The organism is Pseudomonas sp. BLCC-B112 (genome assembly GCF_028550695.1).
In the GTDB taxonomy this organism is placed as follows: domain Bacteria; phylum Pseudomonadota; class Gammaproteobacteria; order Pseudomonadales; family Pseudomonadaceae; genus Aquipseudomonas; species Aquipseudomonas danubii.
The window spans coordinates 37,351-56,187 of the sequence record NZ_JAQQGK010000002.1; the positions used below are offsets into that span (position 1 = coordinate 37,351).

At 65.5% G+C, this 18,837-nt stretch carries 7 protein-coding genes; 3 read left to right on the forward strand and 4 right to left on the reverse strand.

Annotated elements, in window-relative coordinates:
* Nucleotides 1–42 precede the first annotated feature (42 nt).
* Entirely contained in the window at nucleotides 43–13,059 is a 13,017-nt protein-coding gene (locus PQT43_RS05695) for a non-ribosomal peptide synthetase (protein WP_272753598.1), read from the reverse strand.
* Nucleotides 13,060–13,433: 374 nt separating this feature from the next.
* On the opposite strand from PQT43_RS05695, the gene PQT43_RS05700 reads away from it, so the two are divergent.
* Nucleotides 13,434–13,982 carry an RNA polymerase factor sigma-70 gene (locus tag PQT43_RS05700; RefSeq protein WP_011062465.1) on the forward strand — a complete coding sequence of 183 codons (549 nt, stop codon included), beginning with the start codon at nucleotides 13,434–13,436 and terminating at the stop codon, nucleotides 13,980–13,982.
* 40 nt (nucleotides 13,983–14,022) lie between these two features.
* Here PQT43_RS05700 and PQT43_RS05705 read toward each other — a convergent pair whose 3' ends face one another.
* The 3 genes from PQT43_RS05705 to PQT43_RS05715 form a co-directional block, all read right to left on the reverse strand.
* The gene (locus tag PQT43_RS05705) at nucleotides 14,023–14,376 is read right to left on the reverse strand and encodes a hypothetical protein (protein WP_253085259.1); all 354 of its coding nucleotides are present in this window, start codon (nucleotides 14,374–14,376) and stop codon (nucleotides 14,023–14,025) included.
* Nucleotides 14,377–14,471: 95 nt separating this feature from the next.
* Complete coding sequence (locus PQT43_RS05710; protein ID WP_123394207.1) at nucleotides 14,472–15,266, reverse strand: substrate-binding periplasmic protein; 795 nt, start codon at nucleotides 15,264–15,266, stop codon at nucleotides 14,472–14,474.
* Between the two features lie 96 nt (nucleotides 15,267–15,362).
* On the reverse strand, nucleotides 15,363–15,986 hold the full coding sequence (locus tag PQT43_RS05715; protein WP_102880406.1) for a TetR/AcrR family transcriptional regulator: 624 nt from the start codon (nucleotides 15,984–15,986) through the stop codon (nucleotides 15,363–15,365).
* Nucleotides 15,987–16,164: 178 nt separating this feature from the next.
* Between PQT43_RS05715 and PQT43_RS05720 the strand changes: the two genes are divergently transcribed.
* Entirely contained in the window at nucleotides 16,165–17,955 is a 1,791-nt protein-coding gene (locus tag PQT43_RS05720; protein ID WP_272753599.1) for an acyclic terpene utilization AtuA family protein, read from the forward strand.
* A gap of 10 nt (nucleotides 17,956–17,965) precedes the next feature.
* Nucleotides 17,966–18,835 (forward strand): SDR family oxidoreductase, encoded by an 870-nt coding sequence (locus PQT43_RS05725; protein ID WP_272753736.1) that lies wholly within the window; start codon nucleotides 17,966–17,968, stop codon nucleotides 18,833–18,835.
* The last annotated feature ends 2 nt before the right edge of the window (nucleotides 18,836–18,837 follow it).

Sequence of the window (18,837 nt, forward strand, 5' to 3'; positions counted from 1 at the left end):
ACTCCTGTAGGAGCTGGCTTGCCAGCGAAGCTGACACCTGGGTTACAAGCCCTCCAACTCGGCCATCAGATCACTCAGCCGGTCGACCTTCTCCTCGCTGATCTCGCTCCCGGCCAAGCCGTCGATGTACGCGGCCAACTCCTGCACCGTGCTGCATTCGAACATGGCCCGCAGCGGTACGTTGCGTTGCAGGGTTTTCTGCACCCGCGAGGCAATCTGCGTGGCCAGCAAGGAATGCCCGCCCAATTCGAAGAAGTTGTCGCGCACGCCCACCCGTTCGACCTTGAGCACCTCGGCCCAGATATCGGCCAGGGTTTGCTCCAGCTCACTGCTCGGGGCTTGATAGTCCTGGCTCTGCAACTGGCCGATCTCCAGGGCCGGCAGGGCCTTGCGATCAAGCTTGCCGTTGGCATTGAGGGGCAAGCGCTGCAGCCACAGCCAGTGCAGCGGCACCATGTATTCCGGCAGCTCGGCGCGCAGGCGCGGTTTGATCCGCTCCAGGCATTCGCTCGGGCTCAGGCTTGAGTCACTGGCCACCAGATAGCCCACCAGATGCTTGCCGTTGACCCCTTCCTGCACCCCCACGGCGGCATCGCGCAGTTCCGGCTGTTCGTGCAGGCGCGCTTCGATCTCGCCCAGTTCGATACGGTAGCCACGGATCTTCACCTGATGGTCGATCCGGCCGACGTATTCCAGTACGCCGTCGCTGCGCCGGCGTGCCAGGTCGCCGGTGCGGTACAGGCGTTCGCCCGCCGCACCGAACGGATGGGGCACGAAGGCCAGCGCGGTACGCAACGGGTCGCTGACGTAGCCACGGCCGACCCCGGTGCCGGCCACGCACAGCTCGCCGACGGCGCCCAGGGGCACCAGCTCCAGGGCTTCGTCCATCAGGTACAGCTGGTTGTTGTCGGTGGGCGTACCGATGGGCAGGTAGGCGCCCCGGGTCGAAGCCAGGTCCACCCGGAAGAAGGCCACGTCATCGGAACATTCCGCCGGACCGTAGGCGTTGACCAAACCGATCTGTGGATAACGCAGCAGCCATTGGTGCGCCAACTCCGGTGGCATGGCCTCGCCGGTGGGCAGCATCCAGCGCAGGCCATCCAGGGCAATAGCGTCCTGGGCGAGCATGCCCTGGATCAGCGACGGCACGCTCTCCAGCACGGTGATGCCCTGCTCCTGGACGTGAGCCAACAGGCCCTGGGGATCGTGGGCGATGGCGTTGGGCACGATGTCGACCCGGGCGCCGAACAGCGGTGCGGCAAGGAACTGCCAGACCGAAATGTCGAAGCTCTGGGACGCGGTCTGGGCGATCACGTCGGATTCGCTTAAGTGCAGGTACGGCACCTTGCTCAACTGGTTGTTGAGCATGCCGCGCTGCTCCACCATCACGCCCTTGGGCAGGCCGGTGGAACCGGAGGTGTAGATCACGTAGGCCAGGTTGTCCGGCGCGCTGTAGCGGCCCGGATTGTGCTCGGCATGCCCGGCGCCTTGCAGCTCTTCCCAGACCAGCAACCGTGGCCGCCCGGCACAGGCGAACTCGTCCAGCAGGGCCTGGGCCTGTTCGCGGCACGCCGCGGTGCAGACCAGGATCGGCGTGCGGCTGAGCTCGATAATGCGCCCCAGGCGCTGGCTTGGCAGGCCCGGGTCCAGGGGCAGGTAGCCAGCCCCGGCCTTGAAGCTGCCGATGATCATGCCCAAGAGTTCCAGACCGCGCTCGGCCAGCAGCGCCACCGGTTGGTCAAAGCCCACGCCGTTGGCAATCAAGGCATGGCCCAGGCGGTTGCTGCAGCGGTTCAACTCGGCATAGCTGTAGCGCTGGTCCAGGCAACTGGCGGCCACGCGCTGCGGGTGCGCCGCCACCTGGGCCTCGAACAGCTCCACGTAGCTGCGCTGCAGCGGGTACTCATGCTGGCTCTGGTTGCAGCCGGCCAGCAGGAAGTCCTGCTCCTCTTCACCCAGCAGCGGCAGTTCGGCCATGTCACCGTGGAACCCCTGCATCAGGGCCAGCAGCAGGCGCTTGAACTCGCCGAGCAGGCGCTCGATGGTCGCCTGTTCGAAGTAGCGCTGGTCGTAGGACAGGTGCAGGCCCAGGTCATCCCCCGGGTAGCACACGGCGGTGATCGGGAAGTTGGTGTGGGTACGGCCGGAATCCGAACTGGCGTTCAAACTCTGGGCGCGGTCCAGCACCGAGACTTCCACCGGGGCGTTTTCGAACACGAACAGGCTGTCGAACAGCGGTTGGCCCTTGGGCAGCTCGCTGCACTCCTGAATCGCCACCAGCGGCAGGTACTCGTATTCACGCAGCTGCATGTTGCTGTCGAGCAAGCCGCTGAGCCACTGGCGCACGCTGCAGCGCTCCCCCTCCTCGGGCAGCTTGACCCGCAGGGCGATGCTGTTAATGAACAGGCCGACGGTGCGTTGCATCTCCGGCATTTCCACCGGGCGCCCGGCCACGGTGACGCCGAACAATACATCGCGATCGCCGCTCATGCGCCGCAGCACCAGGGCCCAGGCCGCCTGGGCGAAGGTGTTGACGGTCAGCTGATGCTGCTGCGCCAGCTCGCGCAGTTGCGCGCCGTCCCGAGCATCCAGGCGGGTGTAGCAGTCGCCGACGATCATGCCGCCGCTGTCACCGGCGTGTTCGCGCAGGAACGGCCGGTCGCTGGGGATCGGCGTGGTGCGTTCGAAGCCTTCAAGGTTCTGCCGCCACCACTGCCGCGCTTCGGACAGGCTCTGGTGTTGCAACCAGCCGATGTAGTCGCGGTAACGCGGTGGCACCGCCAGCTGTGCCTCGCGGCCTTCACCGAGGGCGGTGTAGATCTCGAAGAAGTCGTTCATCAGCAGCGAGCGGCACCAGGCATCGATGAGGATGTGGTGGTTGCTCATCATGAACCAGTAACGGGCCGCGCCGACGCGGATCAGCCGCAGATGGAACGGCGCCTGATTGAGCAGATCGAAACCGGCCTCGCGCTCCTGTTTATGCAGGGCTTGCAGCTTGGGTTCCTGCTCGGCCTCGGGCACCGCGCTCCAGTCGAGAAACTCGATCGGGGTGCGGCCCGGCTTGTGGATAACCTGCAGCATGTCTTCGCCGACGTTCCAGCAGAAAGACGCGCGCAAGGCTTCGTGGCGCGCCACCACCGCCTGCCAGGCCTGAGCGAAACGCTCGGGGTCCAGCTCGCTGTTGATGCGGTAGCGATCCTGCATGTAATACAAGCCGGTGCCCGGCTCCAGCAGGGTGTGCAGCAGCATGCCTTCCTGCATCGGGGTCAGCGGGTAGACGTCTTCGATCTGCACAGCCGCCACCGGCAGGCCATCGAGCTGGGCCTGGGTCAGGCGCGCCAGGGGGAAGTCCGACGGCGTCAGGCCACCGGCATCGTCGCGCAGGCAATGGGCAATCAGACTCTGCAGCTCGCCCAGGTAGGCGTCCGCCAGTTCGCCGATCAGCTCGGCGTCGAAACGTTCGCCGCTGTAAGTCCAGCGCAGCACCAGCTCGCCGCCATAGACCTGGCTGTCGATGCTCAGCTCGTTGGGCAACGGTGCTTCAGGTGCATGGGTCGAACCGACGGATTCATCCAGCGGACGCAGCAATGCGTCGACGCCGAAGCTCTGGTCGAACTGACCCAGGTAGTTGAAGGTCACCGGCGCCAGCGGCAGCGCCGCCAAAGCCTCGCGGCAGGCGTCATCGGCCAGGTAGCGCAGCACGCCATAACCCAGGCCCTTATGCGGCACCGCTCGCAGTTGTTCCTTGATGGCCTTGATCGAGGCGCCCTGCCCGGCCGCTTCTTCCACTTGCAACGGGGTCAGGCGCAGCGGATAGGCGCTGGTGAACCAGCCGACGCTGCGGGTCAGGTCGATTTCGTCGAACAGCGCCTCGCGGCCGTGGCCTTCCAGTTGCACCAGGGCCGAAGGCTGCCCGCTCCAGCGGCACAGCACCCGAGCCAGGGCGGTCAGCAGCAGGTCGTTGACCTGGGTGCGGTAGGCCGCCGGGGCCTGTTGCAGCAGCTGGCGGGTGCGTTCGGCATCCAGGGTCACACTGTGGCTGCGGGCCTGCTGATGCTGCTGGCGGCCAGTGGCGTTGAGCCCCGGCAGTTGCGCCGCTGGGCCGGCCAATTGCTGTTGCCACCAGCCGAGTTCTTCACGCAGGGATTCGCTGCCGGCATAGGCCTGCAGGCGACTCGACCAGTCCCGCAGGGCGCTGGTCTTGGCCGGCAGGTTCAGAGCCTGCCCGGCTTCCAGCTGACGATAGGCGTTCTGCAGATCCTCCAGCAGCACACGCCAGGACACACCGTCCACCACCAGGTGGTGGATGGCCAACAACAAGCGTTGCTCGCCTTCCGGCCCGTCCACCAACACCGCCCGCAGCAGCGGCCCGTGTTCTAAGTCGAGGCTGCGTTGAGCGTCGGCGAACAGCGCCTCGCAGGTGGCCATGGACGGCACCCGCACTTGCCACAGCACAGGCGCGTCGGACAGCGGCAGGTACTCGGCGCGCCACTGCCCGTCCGCTTGAGAGAAACGCAGGCGCAGGGCGTCGTGCTGCTCCAGCACCGCCAGCAGCGCTTGCTCCAGCAGCTGTGCATCGAGCACGCCCAGCGGCTCCAGCAGCAGCGCCTGGTTCCAGTGCTGCGGCTGGGGAATGCGGCTGTCGAAGAACCAGTGCTGGATCGGCGTCAGCGGCGCTTCGCCACTGAGCTGGCCCTGCTCGGCGCTGACGCGCTGAGTGTGGCTGGCGACCCGGGCCAGGGTCTGCACGGTCTGGTGCTGGAACAGGTCCCGCGGGGTGAAGTGAATCCCCAACTGGCGGGCACGGCTGACCACCTGGATCGACAGGATCGAGTCGCCCCCCAGTTCGAAGAAATTGTCGTTGAGGCCCACGCGCTGCACGTTCAGCACTTCGCCCCAGACCCTGGCCAAGGTCTGCTCCAGATCATTGCTCGGCGCCACGTACTGCTGGCGATTGAGCTCTGGGTCCGGCATCGGCAAGGCCCGGCGGTCGAGCTTGCCGTTGGCGGTCAAGGGCATGCTCTCCAGCAGGATCAGGTGGGTCGGCACCATGTAGTCCGGCAGCTGGGTTTTCAGCTGCTGCTTGAGGGCTTCACGCAGGTTGGCCTGCTGCACCTCGTTGTGCTCGGCAACTTCGCTGACCAAATAGCCGGCCAGCTGTTTGCCGGCCGGAGTGTCCAGGGCCAGCACCACCGCTTCACGCACCGCCGGATGATCCAGCAGACGGGTTTCGATCTCTCCCAGCTCGATGCGGAAACCGCGAATCTTCACCTGATGGTCGACCCGGCCGATGTACTCCAACTGGCCATCGGCGCACTGGCGCACCAGATCGCCGGTGCGGTACAGGCGCCCGCCATCGCCGGAGAACGGATCGGCCACGAAACGCTCGGCGCTCATCCCCGGACGACGGTGATAACCCTGGGCCAGACCGGCGCCGCCGACATACAGCTCACCGGTGGCTCCGGGCGGCACCAGCGCCAGATCGGCATCGAGAATGTAAGCCACCCGCGCCCCGACAATGCGGCCGATGGGCACACTGGCCACGCCTTCGGCCAAGTGTTCCGGCGCCAGGCTGGCCAAAGGCATGACCACGGTTTCGGTAGGGCCGTAGGCGTTGAAGAACAGGCTCGGCTGGAACGCCGCGCGAATGCGCTGCAGGTGTTCGCCGGTCAGGGCCTCGCCGCCAGTGATGCACATGCGCACCGGTAGAGTCTGCTGCTGGGTGGCCAGATGCTGGGCCAACTGGCTGCCGTAGCTCGGGGTGAAACCGAGGATGCTGATGCGATGCTGACGGATCAGTTGGCAGATTTCCTCGGCGTCCCACTGGCCCTGGGCCCGCAGTACCACCTGGGCGCCGCTGAGCAGCGGCACCAGCAGGCGCTCGGTGGCAGCGTCGAAGTTGATGGAATAGAAGTGCAGCTCGCAATCGTCCGCGCGCATGCCGAAACGACGGATCACCGCCTGGCAGTGCATGGCGATTTCCCCGTGGGACACCACCACGCCCTTGGGCTGGCCGGTGGAGCCGGAGGTGTAGATCAGGTACGCCTGATGCTGGGGCAGGCTGATCAAGGGCAGCTCGCTGGCCGGGTAGTCGGCCAGCAACGCGCCGTCCTCCTCCAGGCACCAACGACCGACACTCGCCGGCAACTCACCCAGGGCGGCGAACATCCGCGCATCGCTGAGCAGCAGGCCGAGGCCGCTGTCTTCGATCATGTAGTGCAGGCGGTCCAAGGGGTATTCCGGGTCCAGGGGCACGTAGGCGCCACCGGCCTTGAGGATCGCCAGCAGGCCGACGACCATGTCCAGGGAACGCTCCAGGGCCAGGCCGACCCGCACTTGCGGGCCTACGCCACGCTCGCGCAGCATCCAGGCCAGACGGTTGGCGCGGCTGTCCAGTTCGCTGTAGCTCAGGGTCTGCCCGGCGAAGGTCAGGGCCGGGGCGTCGCGACGGGCCAGGGCCTGCTCGCTGAACAGGTGGTGGATGCACTGGTCCAGACGGTGCTCACCGGGCTCGACGCTCAGGCTGTCCAGCAGTTGCTGCTGTTCCTCGGCGTGCAGCAGCGGCAGTTCGCACAAGCGTCGTTGCGGATCGTCAATCAGGGCCTGCAGCAGGTTGCGCCAATGGGCGGCCATGCGCGCAATGCGCGGTTCATCGAACAGGTCGGTGCTGTAGGTCAGGCAGCAACCCAGACGCTGATCCAGGTCGGTGACTTCCAGGTTGAGGTCGAACTTGGTGGCCCGGGCATCGTTGACCAGGTAGTCCACGGTCATGCCCGCCAGTTGCCGGCTTTGCTGGAACTCCCAGCGCTGGACGTTGCACATCACCTGGAACAGCGGGTTGTAGGCGGTGCTGCGCGGCGGTTGCAAGGCTTCCACCAGCTGGTCGAAGGGCAGGTCCTGGTGGGACTGGCCCTCGATCACGGTGTGGCGCACCTGCTCCAGCAACTGGCCGACGCTCATCTGCCCGTCGAGCTGGCAACGCAGCACCTGGGTGTTGAGGAAGGCGCCGATCAGCCCTTCGCTTTCCGGGCGGATGCGGTTGGCCACCGGCGCGCCGATGCGCAGGTCGGTCTGGCCGCTGTAGCGATAGAGCAGCAGCGACAACGCGGCGGTCATGGTCATGAACAGGGTCAGGCCGTGCTCGGCATTGAAAGCCCGCACCCGGGCCGCCAGTTCGTCGCTCAAATCGAAGCGGTAGAGCTCGCCCTGGTGGCTTTGCACCGCCGGCCGTGGCCGGTCGCTGGGCAGCTCCAGCAGCGGGTGTTCGCGGCCCAGTTGCCCGGTCCAGTAGTCCAGCTGGCGCTGGCGCTCGCCGGATTCCAGCCACTGGCGCTGCCACACGCTGTAGTCCAGGTACTGCACCGGCAGCGGTTCCAGGGGAGATTCGCGGTCGTCGAGGAAGGCTTCGTACAGCGCGCCCAGCTCGCGGGCGAAGATGTCCATGGCCCAGCCTTCGGTGACGATGTGGTGCAGGGTCAGGACGAAGTAGTGCTCCTGCTCGCCGGCCTTGACCAGGCAGGCGCGCAGCAAGGGGCCGGTCTCCAGGTCGAAGGGCTGGTGCGCTTCGCTGTCCGCCAGTTGTTGCAGGCGTTGTTGCCGGGCATCCGGAGCCAGGGCCGAGAAGTCCTTCCAGGCCATGCGCAGGCCGGTGTCGGCATGCACCTGCTGGTGGGCCACGCCATTAACGCTGGGGAAGGTGGTGCGCAGGGTTTCGTGGCGCAGGATCAACGCCTGCAACGCGGCCTCGAAGCGGCCCACGTCCAGCACCCCGGACAGCCGCGCCATGCCGCCGACGTTGTAGGCCGGGCTGTCGGGCTCCATCTGCCAGAGGAACCACATGCGCTGCTGGGAATAGGACAGCGGCACCGGCTGGCTGCGGTCGACCCGGGCAATCGGCGGCTGCTGGTTGCGCGCGCCGGACTGCTGGATCAGCAGCACCTGTTCGGCAAAGTCTCCCAGCTCGCTGGCTTCGAACAGCGCCCGCAGCGGCAGCTCGACATCACAGGCCTGGCGGGTGCGGGAAATGATCTGGGTGGCCAGCAGGGAATGCCCGCCCAGGGCGAAGAAGTCGTCCTTGAGGCCGATCCGTGGCTGACCCAGCACTTCGCGCCAGATCTGGGCGATCTGCCGTTCCAGATCGGTGCTCGGTTCAACGTGTTCGCGTACCTGCCATTGCGGTTCCGGCAGGGCCCGGCGATCCAGCTTGCCGCTGGGGCTCAGGGGCATGGCCTCCAGGCGCAGCAGTTGCGCCGGCACCATGTACTCCGGCAGTTCGGCGGCCAGGGCGGTGGTCAGCCGAGCGCGTTGCTCGGTTTCATCTTCGTCGCTGGCCTGGGCGGTGTAGTAGCCGATCAACTGCGGGCCGGCGACGGTGTCGCGCACCAGCACCGCGGCCTGGGCCACGCCATCCTGGGCCAGCAGCCGCGCTTCGATTTCCTGCGGCTCGACCCGAAAGCCCCGCAGCTTGACCTGCTGATCGAGACGGCCGAGGTATTCCAGCACGCCGTCGGCGCACCAGCGCACCCGATCGCCGGTGCGGTACAGGCGCGCGCCCTCCCCACTCAGTGGGTCGACCACAAAGCGTTCGGCGGTCAGCGCCGGGCGTCCCAGGTAACCCCGGGCCAGGCCCTGGCCGCTGATGCACAGCTCGCCGGGCACCCCGGCGGGCAGCAGGTTGAGCTCGGCATCCAGCACCCGGCACAGCACATTGCCCAGCGGCCGGCCAATGGGCGAGCGCTCGCCGTCATCCACCGAACACTGCCAGTGGGTGACGTTGATCGCGGTTTCGGTAGGGCCGTAGCGGTTGTGCAGTTGCGCGTTCGGCAACTGCTCCAACAGCCGGTTGCGCAGTTCAGCGGGCAAGGCTTCGCCACCGGAGAACACCCGGCGCAGGCTCTGGCATTCGGCGCTCAGCGGCTCATCGACAAACAACTGCAACAGCGGCGGCACGAAGTGCAGCGTGGTCACGCCGTACTCCTGAACCAGCTGGGCGATGCGATGCGGGTCGCGGTGCTCGCCAGGGGCGGCGAGCAGCAGGCGGCAACCGCTGATCAGCGGCCAGAAGCACTCCCACACCGACACGTCGAAGCTGATGGGAGCCTTCTGCATCAGCACATCGTCGGCCTGCAATTGATAGCTGTCCTGCATCCATTGCAGGCGCTCCATCAAGGCGCGATGGGTGTTGCCCACGCCCTTGGGCTGGCCGGTGGAGCCGGAGGTGTAGATCACATAGGCCAGGTGCTCGCCGTCCAAGTGCAGGCCCGGGGCCTGGCTCGGCCAGCTGTCGAGCTTGAGGCTGTCCATGGCGATGGTGCTGACGCCTGGGGCCTCGGGCATCTGGCCGAGCAAATGGGTTTGGGTCAGCAGCAATTGCACGCCGCTGTCTTCGAGCATGTAGGCCAGGCGCTCGGCGGGGTAATCCGGGTCCAGGGGCACGTAGGCGCCGCCGGCCTTGATGATCGCCAACAGGCCGATCAGCAGTTGCGGCGAACGCTCGGCAGCGATGGCCACGCACACGTCCGGGCCGACGCCCTTGTCCCGCAGGTAATGGGCCAGGCGGTTGGCCTGGGCATGGAGTTCGGCAAAGCTCAGTTGGCCGCCGTTCCAGATCAGCGCGGTGCGCTCCGGGGTCTGCTGCAGTTGTTCATGCAGGCGTTCCGGCAGCCAGCGTTCGGCGCTCGCGCAAGGCGCCACGCTCCATTGTTGCAGTTGCGCCGCTTCGACCTTGCCGAGCAACGGCAAGTCGCCCAGGGCGCTGTCCGGCTGCTGGCAGGCATGCTCCAGCAGGCTGATGAAGTGCCCGGCCAGACGCTCGATGGTCGTCGCGTCGAACAGCTCGTCGGCGTAGTCGAAGGCCAGGCTCAGGCGGCCGTTGCGGTCTTCCTCGGTGTGCAGTTGCAGGTCGAACTTGGCTTCGCGGCTGTGCCACGGCAGCTCTTCGGCCAGCAACCCCGGCAGGCGGCGCAAGGCGCTGAGGTCGCGCTGCTGATGGTTGAACATGACCTGGAACAGGCCTTGCTCGCGGGCGTCGGGGAAGGCTTCGAGCAACTGTTCGAAGGGCAGGTCCTGATGCGCCTGGGCTTCAAGGGCGATGCGGCGGGTCTGTTGCAGCAGCTCGGCGAAGGTCTGGCGCGCATCCAGCTGGCCGCGCAGTACCTGGGTGTTGATGAAGAAGCCCAGCAGGCCCTGGGTTTCCAGGCGTGGACGGTTGGCGTTGGGCACGCCGATGCGGATGTCGGTCTGCCCGCTGTAGCGGTGCAGCAGGGTCTGGAAGGTGGCCAGCAACAGCATGAACGGCGTCACTTGCTGGGCCTGGGCAGTCTGGCGGATCGCCTCACTGAGGGTCACGCTCAAGCGCTGGCTGTGGCGCGCGGCGCTGTGGCGGACCTGGGCCGAACGCGGGTGGTCGGTGGCCAGGCTGAGCACCGGGGCTTCGTCGGCCAGTTGCTGCTTCCAGTAGTCCAGCTGGCGCTGGCCTTCGCCCTGGGCCAGCCATTGGCGCTGCCAGCTGCCGTAGTCGGCGTACTGCAAGCTCAGGGGCGCCAGCTCCAGGCTCTGGCCCTGGGCCGCCGCGGCGTAGAGCCGGGAGAACTCGTCGATCAGCACATTCAGCGACCAGCCGTCGGCGATGATGTGGTGCAGGGTCAGCAGCAACTGGTGCTCTTCATCATCCAGGCGGATCAGGGTCGCCCAGTACAGCGGGCCTTGCTCCAGGTCGAACTGGGTGCGGGCTTCATCCTCACGGATCTGCTGCGCCCGGGCTTCGCGCTCGGCCACAGGCAGATCGCTGATGTCGATCACCTGCAGGTTGAATTCACCGGCGGCGTCCACCTGTTGCAGGGCCTGGCCGTCGCGCTCGAAGAACCGCGTGCGCAGCGCTTCGTGACGCTGGAGCAGGTGCTGGAAGCTGGTGCGCAGGGCGTCTTCGTCCAGTTCGCCACGCAGGCGCAGGCCGCCAGGAATGTTGTAGGCGCTGCTGTGCGGGTCCAGTTGCCAGGTGATCCATAGGCGGTTCTGCGCCAGGGATTGGGGCAGCGGCTGCTGGCGCGACAGGGCCTGGATGCTGCCCTGGGCCACGCCGCCATCCTGTTGCAGGCGCGCCACGGCGGCACTGAACTCACCCAGGGTCGGCGCTTCGAACAACAGGCGCAGGCTCAACTCCAGGCCCAGTTCCTGCCCCAGACGGGCCATGACCTGGGTGGCCGCGATGGAGTTGCCCCCCAGGAGGAAGAAGTGATCGTCGGCGGCCACTGCCGCGCATTGCAGTTGCTCCTGCCAGATTCGCCCGATCAGTTTTTGCAGTTCATCGTCAGAACCTTCACCGACGCGGGCGGGTTCGCTGCCGGCCTGCGGGAACAGCGCGTAGTAATCCAGGCTGCCATCGGCCAACCGTGTGCGACAGGCGGAGCGCTGCAACTTGCCGCTGGAGGTTTTCGGCAGGGCCCCGGGGTTGAGCAATACCACCACGCTGGGCGCTTCCTGACAGGCTTCGGCCACGGCCTGGCGGATGGCCTTGATCAGCGCTTCGGGGGGCAGGATCTTCTGCACGCTGCGGCTGATTTCCGCAGCGATGCCGATGCCTTCCTGGCCCTGGTCGCTGACCGCAAACGCCGCCACCCGCCCCTTGCGCACCACTTCCACTTCGCGCTCGATGGTTTTTTCGATGTCCTGGGGGTACAGGTTGTGCCCGCGTACGATCAGCAGGTCTTTCAGGCGCCCGGTGATGAACAGCTCGCCGTCACGCATAAAACCCAGGTCGCCGGTGCGCAGCCAAGTGCGGCCGGCATGCTGGACGAAGATCTTGGCGCTGGCTTCGGGATTGCGCCAGTAGCCGTGGGCAATGCTCGGCCCGGCGGCCCAGACTTCGCCGATGCGGTTGTCAGGCAGTTCGCTGAGCTGTTGCGGGTCCATCACCAGCACGGCGTGCTCCGGCTGGCTGAAGCCGCAACTCATCATGGCGCTGCCCTGCCCCGGCTCGGCACGGTTCTGCGCCAGGGCCTGGTCGTCCAGACGCAAGGCCGGGATGCCGCGGCCGCGCACGCCGCCGGCGACGAACAGGGTGGCTTCGGCCAGGCCGTAGGAAGCCAGGAAGCTGTCGCGACAAAAACCGCTGGCGCTGAACTTTTCGGCAAAGCCTTCCAGGGTGTCGAGGCGGATCGGCTCGGAACCGGAATAGGCCACGCGCCAGCGGCTGAGGTCGAGGCGCTCCAGGGCCGATTCACTGACTCGCTCGCTGCACAGGCGGTAGGCGAAATCCGGGCCGCCGCTGATGGTGCCGCCGTATTCGCTGATCGCTTCCAGCCAGCGTACGGGGCGGGCCAGGAAGTAGGCCGGCGACATCAGCACACAGGGCACGCCGCTGAAAATCGGTTGCAGCAGGCCACCGATCAGGCCCATGTCGTGGTACAGCGGCAGCCAGCTGACGATCACGTCGTCCGGGTTGAGATCGATACCAAAGCCGCGCCGGATCAACAGCTCGTTGGCCACCAGGTTGCCGTGGCTGACCTGCACGCCCTTGGGCAGCGCGGTGGAACCGGAGGTGTATTGCAGGAAGGCGATGTCGTGGTCCTCAAGCTCAACCGCCTGCCAGTCTTCGGCCAGCCCGGCGTCCAGGGTGTCCACGCACAGCAGTTGCGGCGCGCCGGCGGCCTTGAGTTCGTCCATCTGCAACAGCGCATCGCGCAGCCCGGCGCTGGTCAGCAGCAGCCGTGGCTCGGCGTCGGCGAGGATCGAGATCAGGCGCTCCTGGTGATGACGACGGGTCGATTCCGGCGGGTAGGCCGGCACCGCGATCACCCCGGCATACAGGCAACCGAAAAATGCCGCGACGTAGTCCGGACCACTGGGGAACAGCAGGACCGCCCGATCCCCCTGCCGGGCATTGGCTTGCAGGGCGGCCGCAATGGTCCGCGCGCGAAGGTCCAGATCCCGATAACTGAGGACCACGCTCTGCGCCTGCTCTTCGGCGAGGAAACGCAACGCCACTTGATCAGGTGCCAGGACTGCCCGGCGTTGAAGGGCTTGGGCCAGGGTACTGGGGAGTTCGAACGCGTCCGTCATGGGGTTTCCTGCCAGGATTATGCTTGCAATGGAGATCGGGCCCTGCTCTGCCATAACCTAAAAAACTATCTATAAATCAAATAGTTATAAGTAAATCATGGGCATCCGGAAGGCGCCGTGGCCGGGCTTGCTGCCCGGAATCTTTCTCCAATGAGAACGGATGACGTCTTGAAATAATTAGTCTGCATGCTGCCCCTCAAGGCCCTGATCCACCCCATGAACGAGCAGCCGTTCTCAATCTTCACCGGCAGAGAGCATTAGTTCTTTTTCTCAATTGACAATCATTATCATTCAGCCTAATTTGTCGCTCGATGTGTAGGACAGGTCGGATTTTTCTGACGTCCCACTTACCTCTTTGCAACAAGGTGATTTCCATGACGGAACAAGTATCCACAAGCAGGTGCGATTCACCGTTACTCCAGGCTTTTGTCGACAACCGTCTGATCCTGGTCAAGATCGCAGCCCGTATTACCGGCTGCCGATCCCGGGCTGAAGATGTGGTCCAGGATGCCTTTTTCCGCCTGCAGTCGGCGCCGCAAATCACCTCCTCGTTCAAGGCCCAGCTCAGCTACCTGTTCCAGATCGTGCGCAACCTGGCCATCGATCACTACCGCAAGCAGGCCTTGGAGCAGAAGTATTCAGGCACTGAAGAGGAAGGCTTGAATGTGGTCATTCATGGCGCTTCACCTGAAACCTCCCACATGAACTTTTCCACCCTGGAAAACATCGCCGAAGCCCTGACCGAACTGCCCAGCCGCACGCGCTACGCCTTCGAGATGTACCGCCTGCATGGCGTTCCGCAAAAGGACATCGCCAAGGAACTGGGGGTCTCGCCGACCCTGGTGAACTTCATGATTCGCGATGCCCTGGTGCATTGCCGCAAAGTCTCGGGCAACCGACCCGACACCTTCGCCCGCCGCTGACCTGCGACCGGCACCCTGCAGCACCTGGCTTGAACCGTGTTCACACCTCAAGCAGGCCACTCTGGCCAAGCACCAGCAATGCCGCACGTTTGTGCAACAGATCGAACTCCTGCTGGCAGTACCGACAACGGTTATGCCCGGCACAGGCGGGGGCGTGGGCGAATGCCGGGGGCGCTTGCGTGCCCGGCGGGTCCAGGTACAACGCGTGCACCTGTGCCGACAGCCAGAATGCCAGCCGGTCCTGCCGGGCCGCTTCGACGGACTGGGCATCGGTGGGCGCCGCCCCTCGGGCACAGATCCATTCGAACAGCCGCTGCCGGCCGGCAACCTCATCGATCACCGGCACCCTGCCTGCGGACACAGCCTCGACACTCAGCGGATTCACAAGGGACATGGCAAGGCTCACCGTCAATGGGCATTCAACCAAGTGACGTGGGCCGCCGGGAGAAATTTAGCCGCGCGCCCCGCAGAAGCGGGAAAATCCGGGCCTCAGGCGTGGGGCACGGGCATCACGACGATGCGGTAGGGATCGAAGATTTTGCGCATCTGGCCGTTGTCCCGCAGTTTTTGCAGGAACCCGGCAAAGTCTTCGGCGCTGATGGGCGCCTTGGGTCGGATCAGGGTGTAGTGGTGGTAGATCTGATCGATGCGCTGGGACACCAGCAACTGGCCGTCGCTCTGGGCATTGCGGGCCAGGAAGTCGCTGAGGTAGGAGCGGGTCACCAGGGCGATGTCCGCCCTGCCCCGCAGCACCATCAGCAGGTTGCTGTCATGGGAATAGGTGAGCGTGGCGTTGTAGTTGTCGGTCAGGTACTTGGGGTCGGCATTGAACTGGGCGAAGGCGTAGTGATAGCCGCTGAACAGCGCCAGGCGCTTGCCCTTGAGCTCGGCAAAATACTCCTGGCCGCGACCCGGCTCGCGCTGAGCAACGAAAATCTCCGCATCTTCCAGGCCCATGTCGACACTGGTATGGGCAATGTTCTGCCAGTCCCAGGCCGGATTCTCGAAGATCGCCAGGTCCACTCGACCTTGTTCGAAGTCTCGGAAGCGCCGGGGAATCGACGTGGGCACCAGGACGAACTGGTAGTCGTTCTGGGACTGGTTGAGCGCTTCTACCAACTGCGGCAGCAAACCGGTATCGGCACCGGTTTCAGGACGGACGGTATAGGGCGGAAAATGCGCCGCCGCGACCCGCACCAGCTGCGCCGAGAAGGCCGGACAGACCCAAAGTGTTGCCAGCGCCAGCAAGAGCATTCGCAAGGCTGACCGCAGCGGCAAGGACATCAAGGCAACACACCTCGGAGAAAAGAAAAGGAATGCCGTAAAGCTAGGCGTTTTCAGGCGCTTCGACAATCTCGCGGCAGAGAATAAATCAGCGCCTCAATGATCCTTGAGCACCAACAGCAAGGCTTCCTGGGCCAATTGCTCCAGCGTCATGCTGCCCTGGGCGCGGAACCAGGTAGTGGTCCAGGACAAGGCGCCGGTGAGGAAGCGCCGGGTAATGAACACATCGCCCTTGATGAATCCGGCGTCCTTGGCCTCGCCCAGCACCTGCAGCCAGATCTGTTCGTAGATGTCCCGCAATGCCAGGACCGCGGCCTGACCTTCCGGGGACAGCGAACGCCACTCATAGACCAGCACCGCCATGGCTTCGCCGCTGCCGCCCATGATCGATTGCAGTTCGCAGCGGATCAGCGCCAGCACTCGCTCGCGCACGCTGCCGGCCTCGGCCAGTTCGGCGCGCATCAAGGCGGTGTTGTAGTGAATGGTTTCCTGCATCACCGCGCGCAGGATGTCGTCCTTGCTCTTGAAGTGGTGGAAGATGCTGCCGGATTGAATGCCCACCGCGCCGGCCAGATCGCGCACCGTGGTGCGTTCGTAACCCTTGTTGCGAAACAGGTGCGCGGCAGTCTGCAACAGCTTGCCCCGGGCGCTCTCGGGATCGGTCACTTGTCCGCTGGCGATCAGCTCGCGCACTACCTGCAAGGCTTTTTGCTCATCCACCGGTGTTCTCCTACCGTCACTTCGTCAAAAGCTCAGCCGGAAACCGGCTGTAGCGCGCGCAATTTAAGCCCCTCACTGCTACCAAGCAAGCGCTTGGGTCGAAGAATCCACTCGCCCATTTACAAACCAAGCGCTTGCTTGGTAGCCTCCTCGCAGTTCTTTTCTCGAGAGCCCTGCCATGACCAAGACCGTACGAATCGGCTGCGCCAGCGCCTTCTGGGGCGATACCAGCAGCGCCGCCGCGCAACTGGTGGAAGGTGGACGCCTGGATTACCTGGTGTTCGATTACCTGGCGGAGATCACCCTGTCGATCATGGCCGGGGCCCGCATGAAAGACCCGGACACGGGTTACGCCACGGATTTTGTCGAGGTGCTCAAGCCGCTGCTGGCGTCGATCCACGAACAGCAGATCCGCGTGATCAGCAATGCCGGCGGGGTCAATCCCCACGCCTGCGCCAGTGCCTTGCGCAGCGCCTGCGAGCAGGCCGGGGTGCCACTGAAGATCGCCGTGCTGCTGGGGGACGACCTGCAACCGCAGTTCAAGCAACTGGCCGGCGCCGGAATCAAGGAAATGTTCAGTGACGCCCCCTTGCCACCGATGTGCGTCTCCACCAATGCCTACCTCGGCGCCCCGGGCATCGTCGAGGCCCTGCGCCTGGGAGCGGATATCGTGATCACCGGTCGCGGCGTCGACAGCGCGGTGGTCAGCGGCGCCCTGGTCCACGAATTCGCCTGGTCCTGGCGGGACTACGACCGCCTGGCCCAGGCGGCCCTCGCCGGACACATCATCGAGTGTGGCGCCCAGTGCAGTGGCGGCAACTTCACCGATTGGCGCGAGGTGCCGGACTACGAGCACATCGGCTTTCCCATCGTCGAGGTCGACGCCGACGGCGGGTTCGTGGTCAGCAAGGCTCCGGGTACCGGTGGGCTCATCAGTCCGCTGACAGTCGGCGAGCAGTTGCTGTACGAAATCGGCAATCCACGGGCTTATCTGCTTCCCGATGTGGTGTGCGATTTCTCCCAGGTGCAGGTGCAGCAGTCGGCACCGAATGAAGTCCGGGTCCAGGGTGCCAAGGGGCTGCCCCCGAGCCACCAGTACAAGGTCAGCGCCACCTACCCGGACGGCTTCCGTTGCACCGCCAGTTGCCTGATGGCCGGGATCGACGCGGTGGCCAAGGCACGCCGGGTCAGCCAGGCGATCATCGACAAGACCCGCGAAATGTTCAGCCAGCGCGGCTGGCCGGACTACAGCGAAGTCAACATCGAACTGTTGGGCAGCGAAGCCACCTACGGCCCCCATGGCCGTCGCCAGGACAGCCGCGAAGTGGTGATCAAGCTGGCGGTGCGCCATCCGCAAAAGGCAGCGCTGGTGCTGTTCTCCAGGGAGATTGCCCAGGCCGCCACCGGCATGGCTCCAGGGCTGACCGGCATCGTCGGTGGACGACCCACGGTGTATCCGGTGATCCGGCTGTTTTCTTTCCTGCTGGACAAGAACGCCTGCCACCTGGAAATCGACCTCGCCGGCCAGCGTCATCCTTGCGCCCTGCCCGAAGTCGACCGCCTGGACGCCAGCACCCTGCCCGCCCCGCATTCACTGCCCAAGCCCCAAGGTCGTCCCGATGCCAGCGTACCCCTGGTCAAGTTGGCGGTGGCGCGCTCAGGCGACAAGGGCAACCACAGCAACATCGGTGTGCTGGCGCGCCATCCCGACTACCTACCATGGATCGCCGAAGCCCTGACCCCCGAAGTGCTGGTGGACTGGATGGGGCATGTGCTGGACCCGGTCCACGGCCGAGTCCAGCGCTGGTACCTGCCGGGCATTCATGGCCTCAACTTCCTGCTGGAAAACGCCCTGGGCGGCGGCGGTGTCGCCAGCCTGCGCATCGACCCGCAAGGCAAGGCCTTCGCCCAGCAGTTGCTGGAAATCCAGATCCCGGTGCCGCAGAGCATTGCCGATGCCGTCAATTAAAGGAGCTGCCGTGGTGTACGACTCGATTTTCAAAGCGCAACTGTTTGCCGGCCAGACCATCATCGTCACCGGCGGTGGCAGCGGCATTGGTCGTTGCACGGCCCATGAGTTGGCGGCCCTGGGGGCCCGGGTGCTGCTGGTGGGGCGCAAGGCGGAGAAACTGCAGAAGGTTGCCGGGGAGATTGCCGAGGACGGCGGCCAGGCCCACTGGCAGGCCTGCGACATTCGCGACGAAGAAGCAGTCAAGGCCCTGGTAGGGCAGTTGGTCGAGCGCTTTGGTCCGATCCACGGCCTGGTCAACAATGCCGGCGGCCAATATCCGGCGCCCCTGGCTTCGATCAACCAGAAAGGTTTCGAAACCGTGCTGCGCACCAATCTGGTGGGCGGCTTCCTGATGGCCCGGGAAGTGTTCAACCAATCCATGAGCCGCCACGGCGGCAGCATCGTCAACATGCTCGCCGACATGTGGGGCGGCATGCCCGGCATGGGCCACTCCGGCGCGGCCCGCTCGGGGATGGACAACTTCACCAAGACCGCCGCCTACGAATGGGGCCACGCCGGGGTCCGGGTCAACGCCGTGGCACCGGGCTGGATCGCCTCCAGTGGCATGGACACCTACGAAGGCGCGTTCAAGGCAATCATTCCCACCCTGCGCGAGCACGTGCCGCTCAAACGCATCGGTACGGAATCGGAAGTCAGCGCGGCCATCGTCTTTCTGCTCAGCCCCGGTGCGGCCTTTGTCAGCGGCAGCACCTTGCGCATCGACGGCGCCGCCAGCCTCGGCAGCCGCGCCTGGCCGTTGGCCAAGGCGCGCAACAGTGAGTCGTACAACGGTTTTCATCGGGCCTACCTGCCCGATGTGCTCAAAGGCGAGGACTGAGC

Excerpts from the sequence above, each read along its gene's own strand:
- PQT43_RS05700 (WP_011062465.1), top strand. The coding sequence starts at position 13,434 with ATGACGGAACAAGTATCCACAAGCAGGTGCGATTCACCGTTACTCCAG.
- PQT43_RS05695 (WP_272753598.1), bottom strand. The coding sequence starts at position 13,059 with ATGACGGACGCGTTCGAACTCCCCAGTACCCTGGCCCAAGCCCTTCAA.
- PQT43_RS05720 (WP_272753599.1), top strand. The coding sequence starts at position 16,165 with ATGACCAAGACCGTACGAATCGGCTGCGCCAGCGCCTTCTGGGGCGAT.
- PQT43_RS05710 (WP_123394207.1), bottom strand. The coding sequence starts at position 15,266 with ATGTCCTTGCCGCTGCGGTCAGCCTTGCGAATGCTCTTGCTGGCGCTG.
- PQT43_RS05705 (WP_253085259.1), bottom strand. The coding sequence starts at position 14,376 with ATGTCCCTTGTGAATCCGCTGAGTGTCGAGGCTGTGTCCGCAGGCAGG.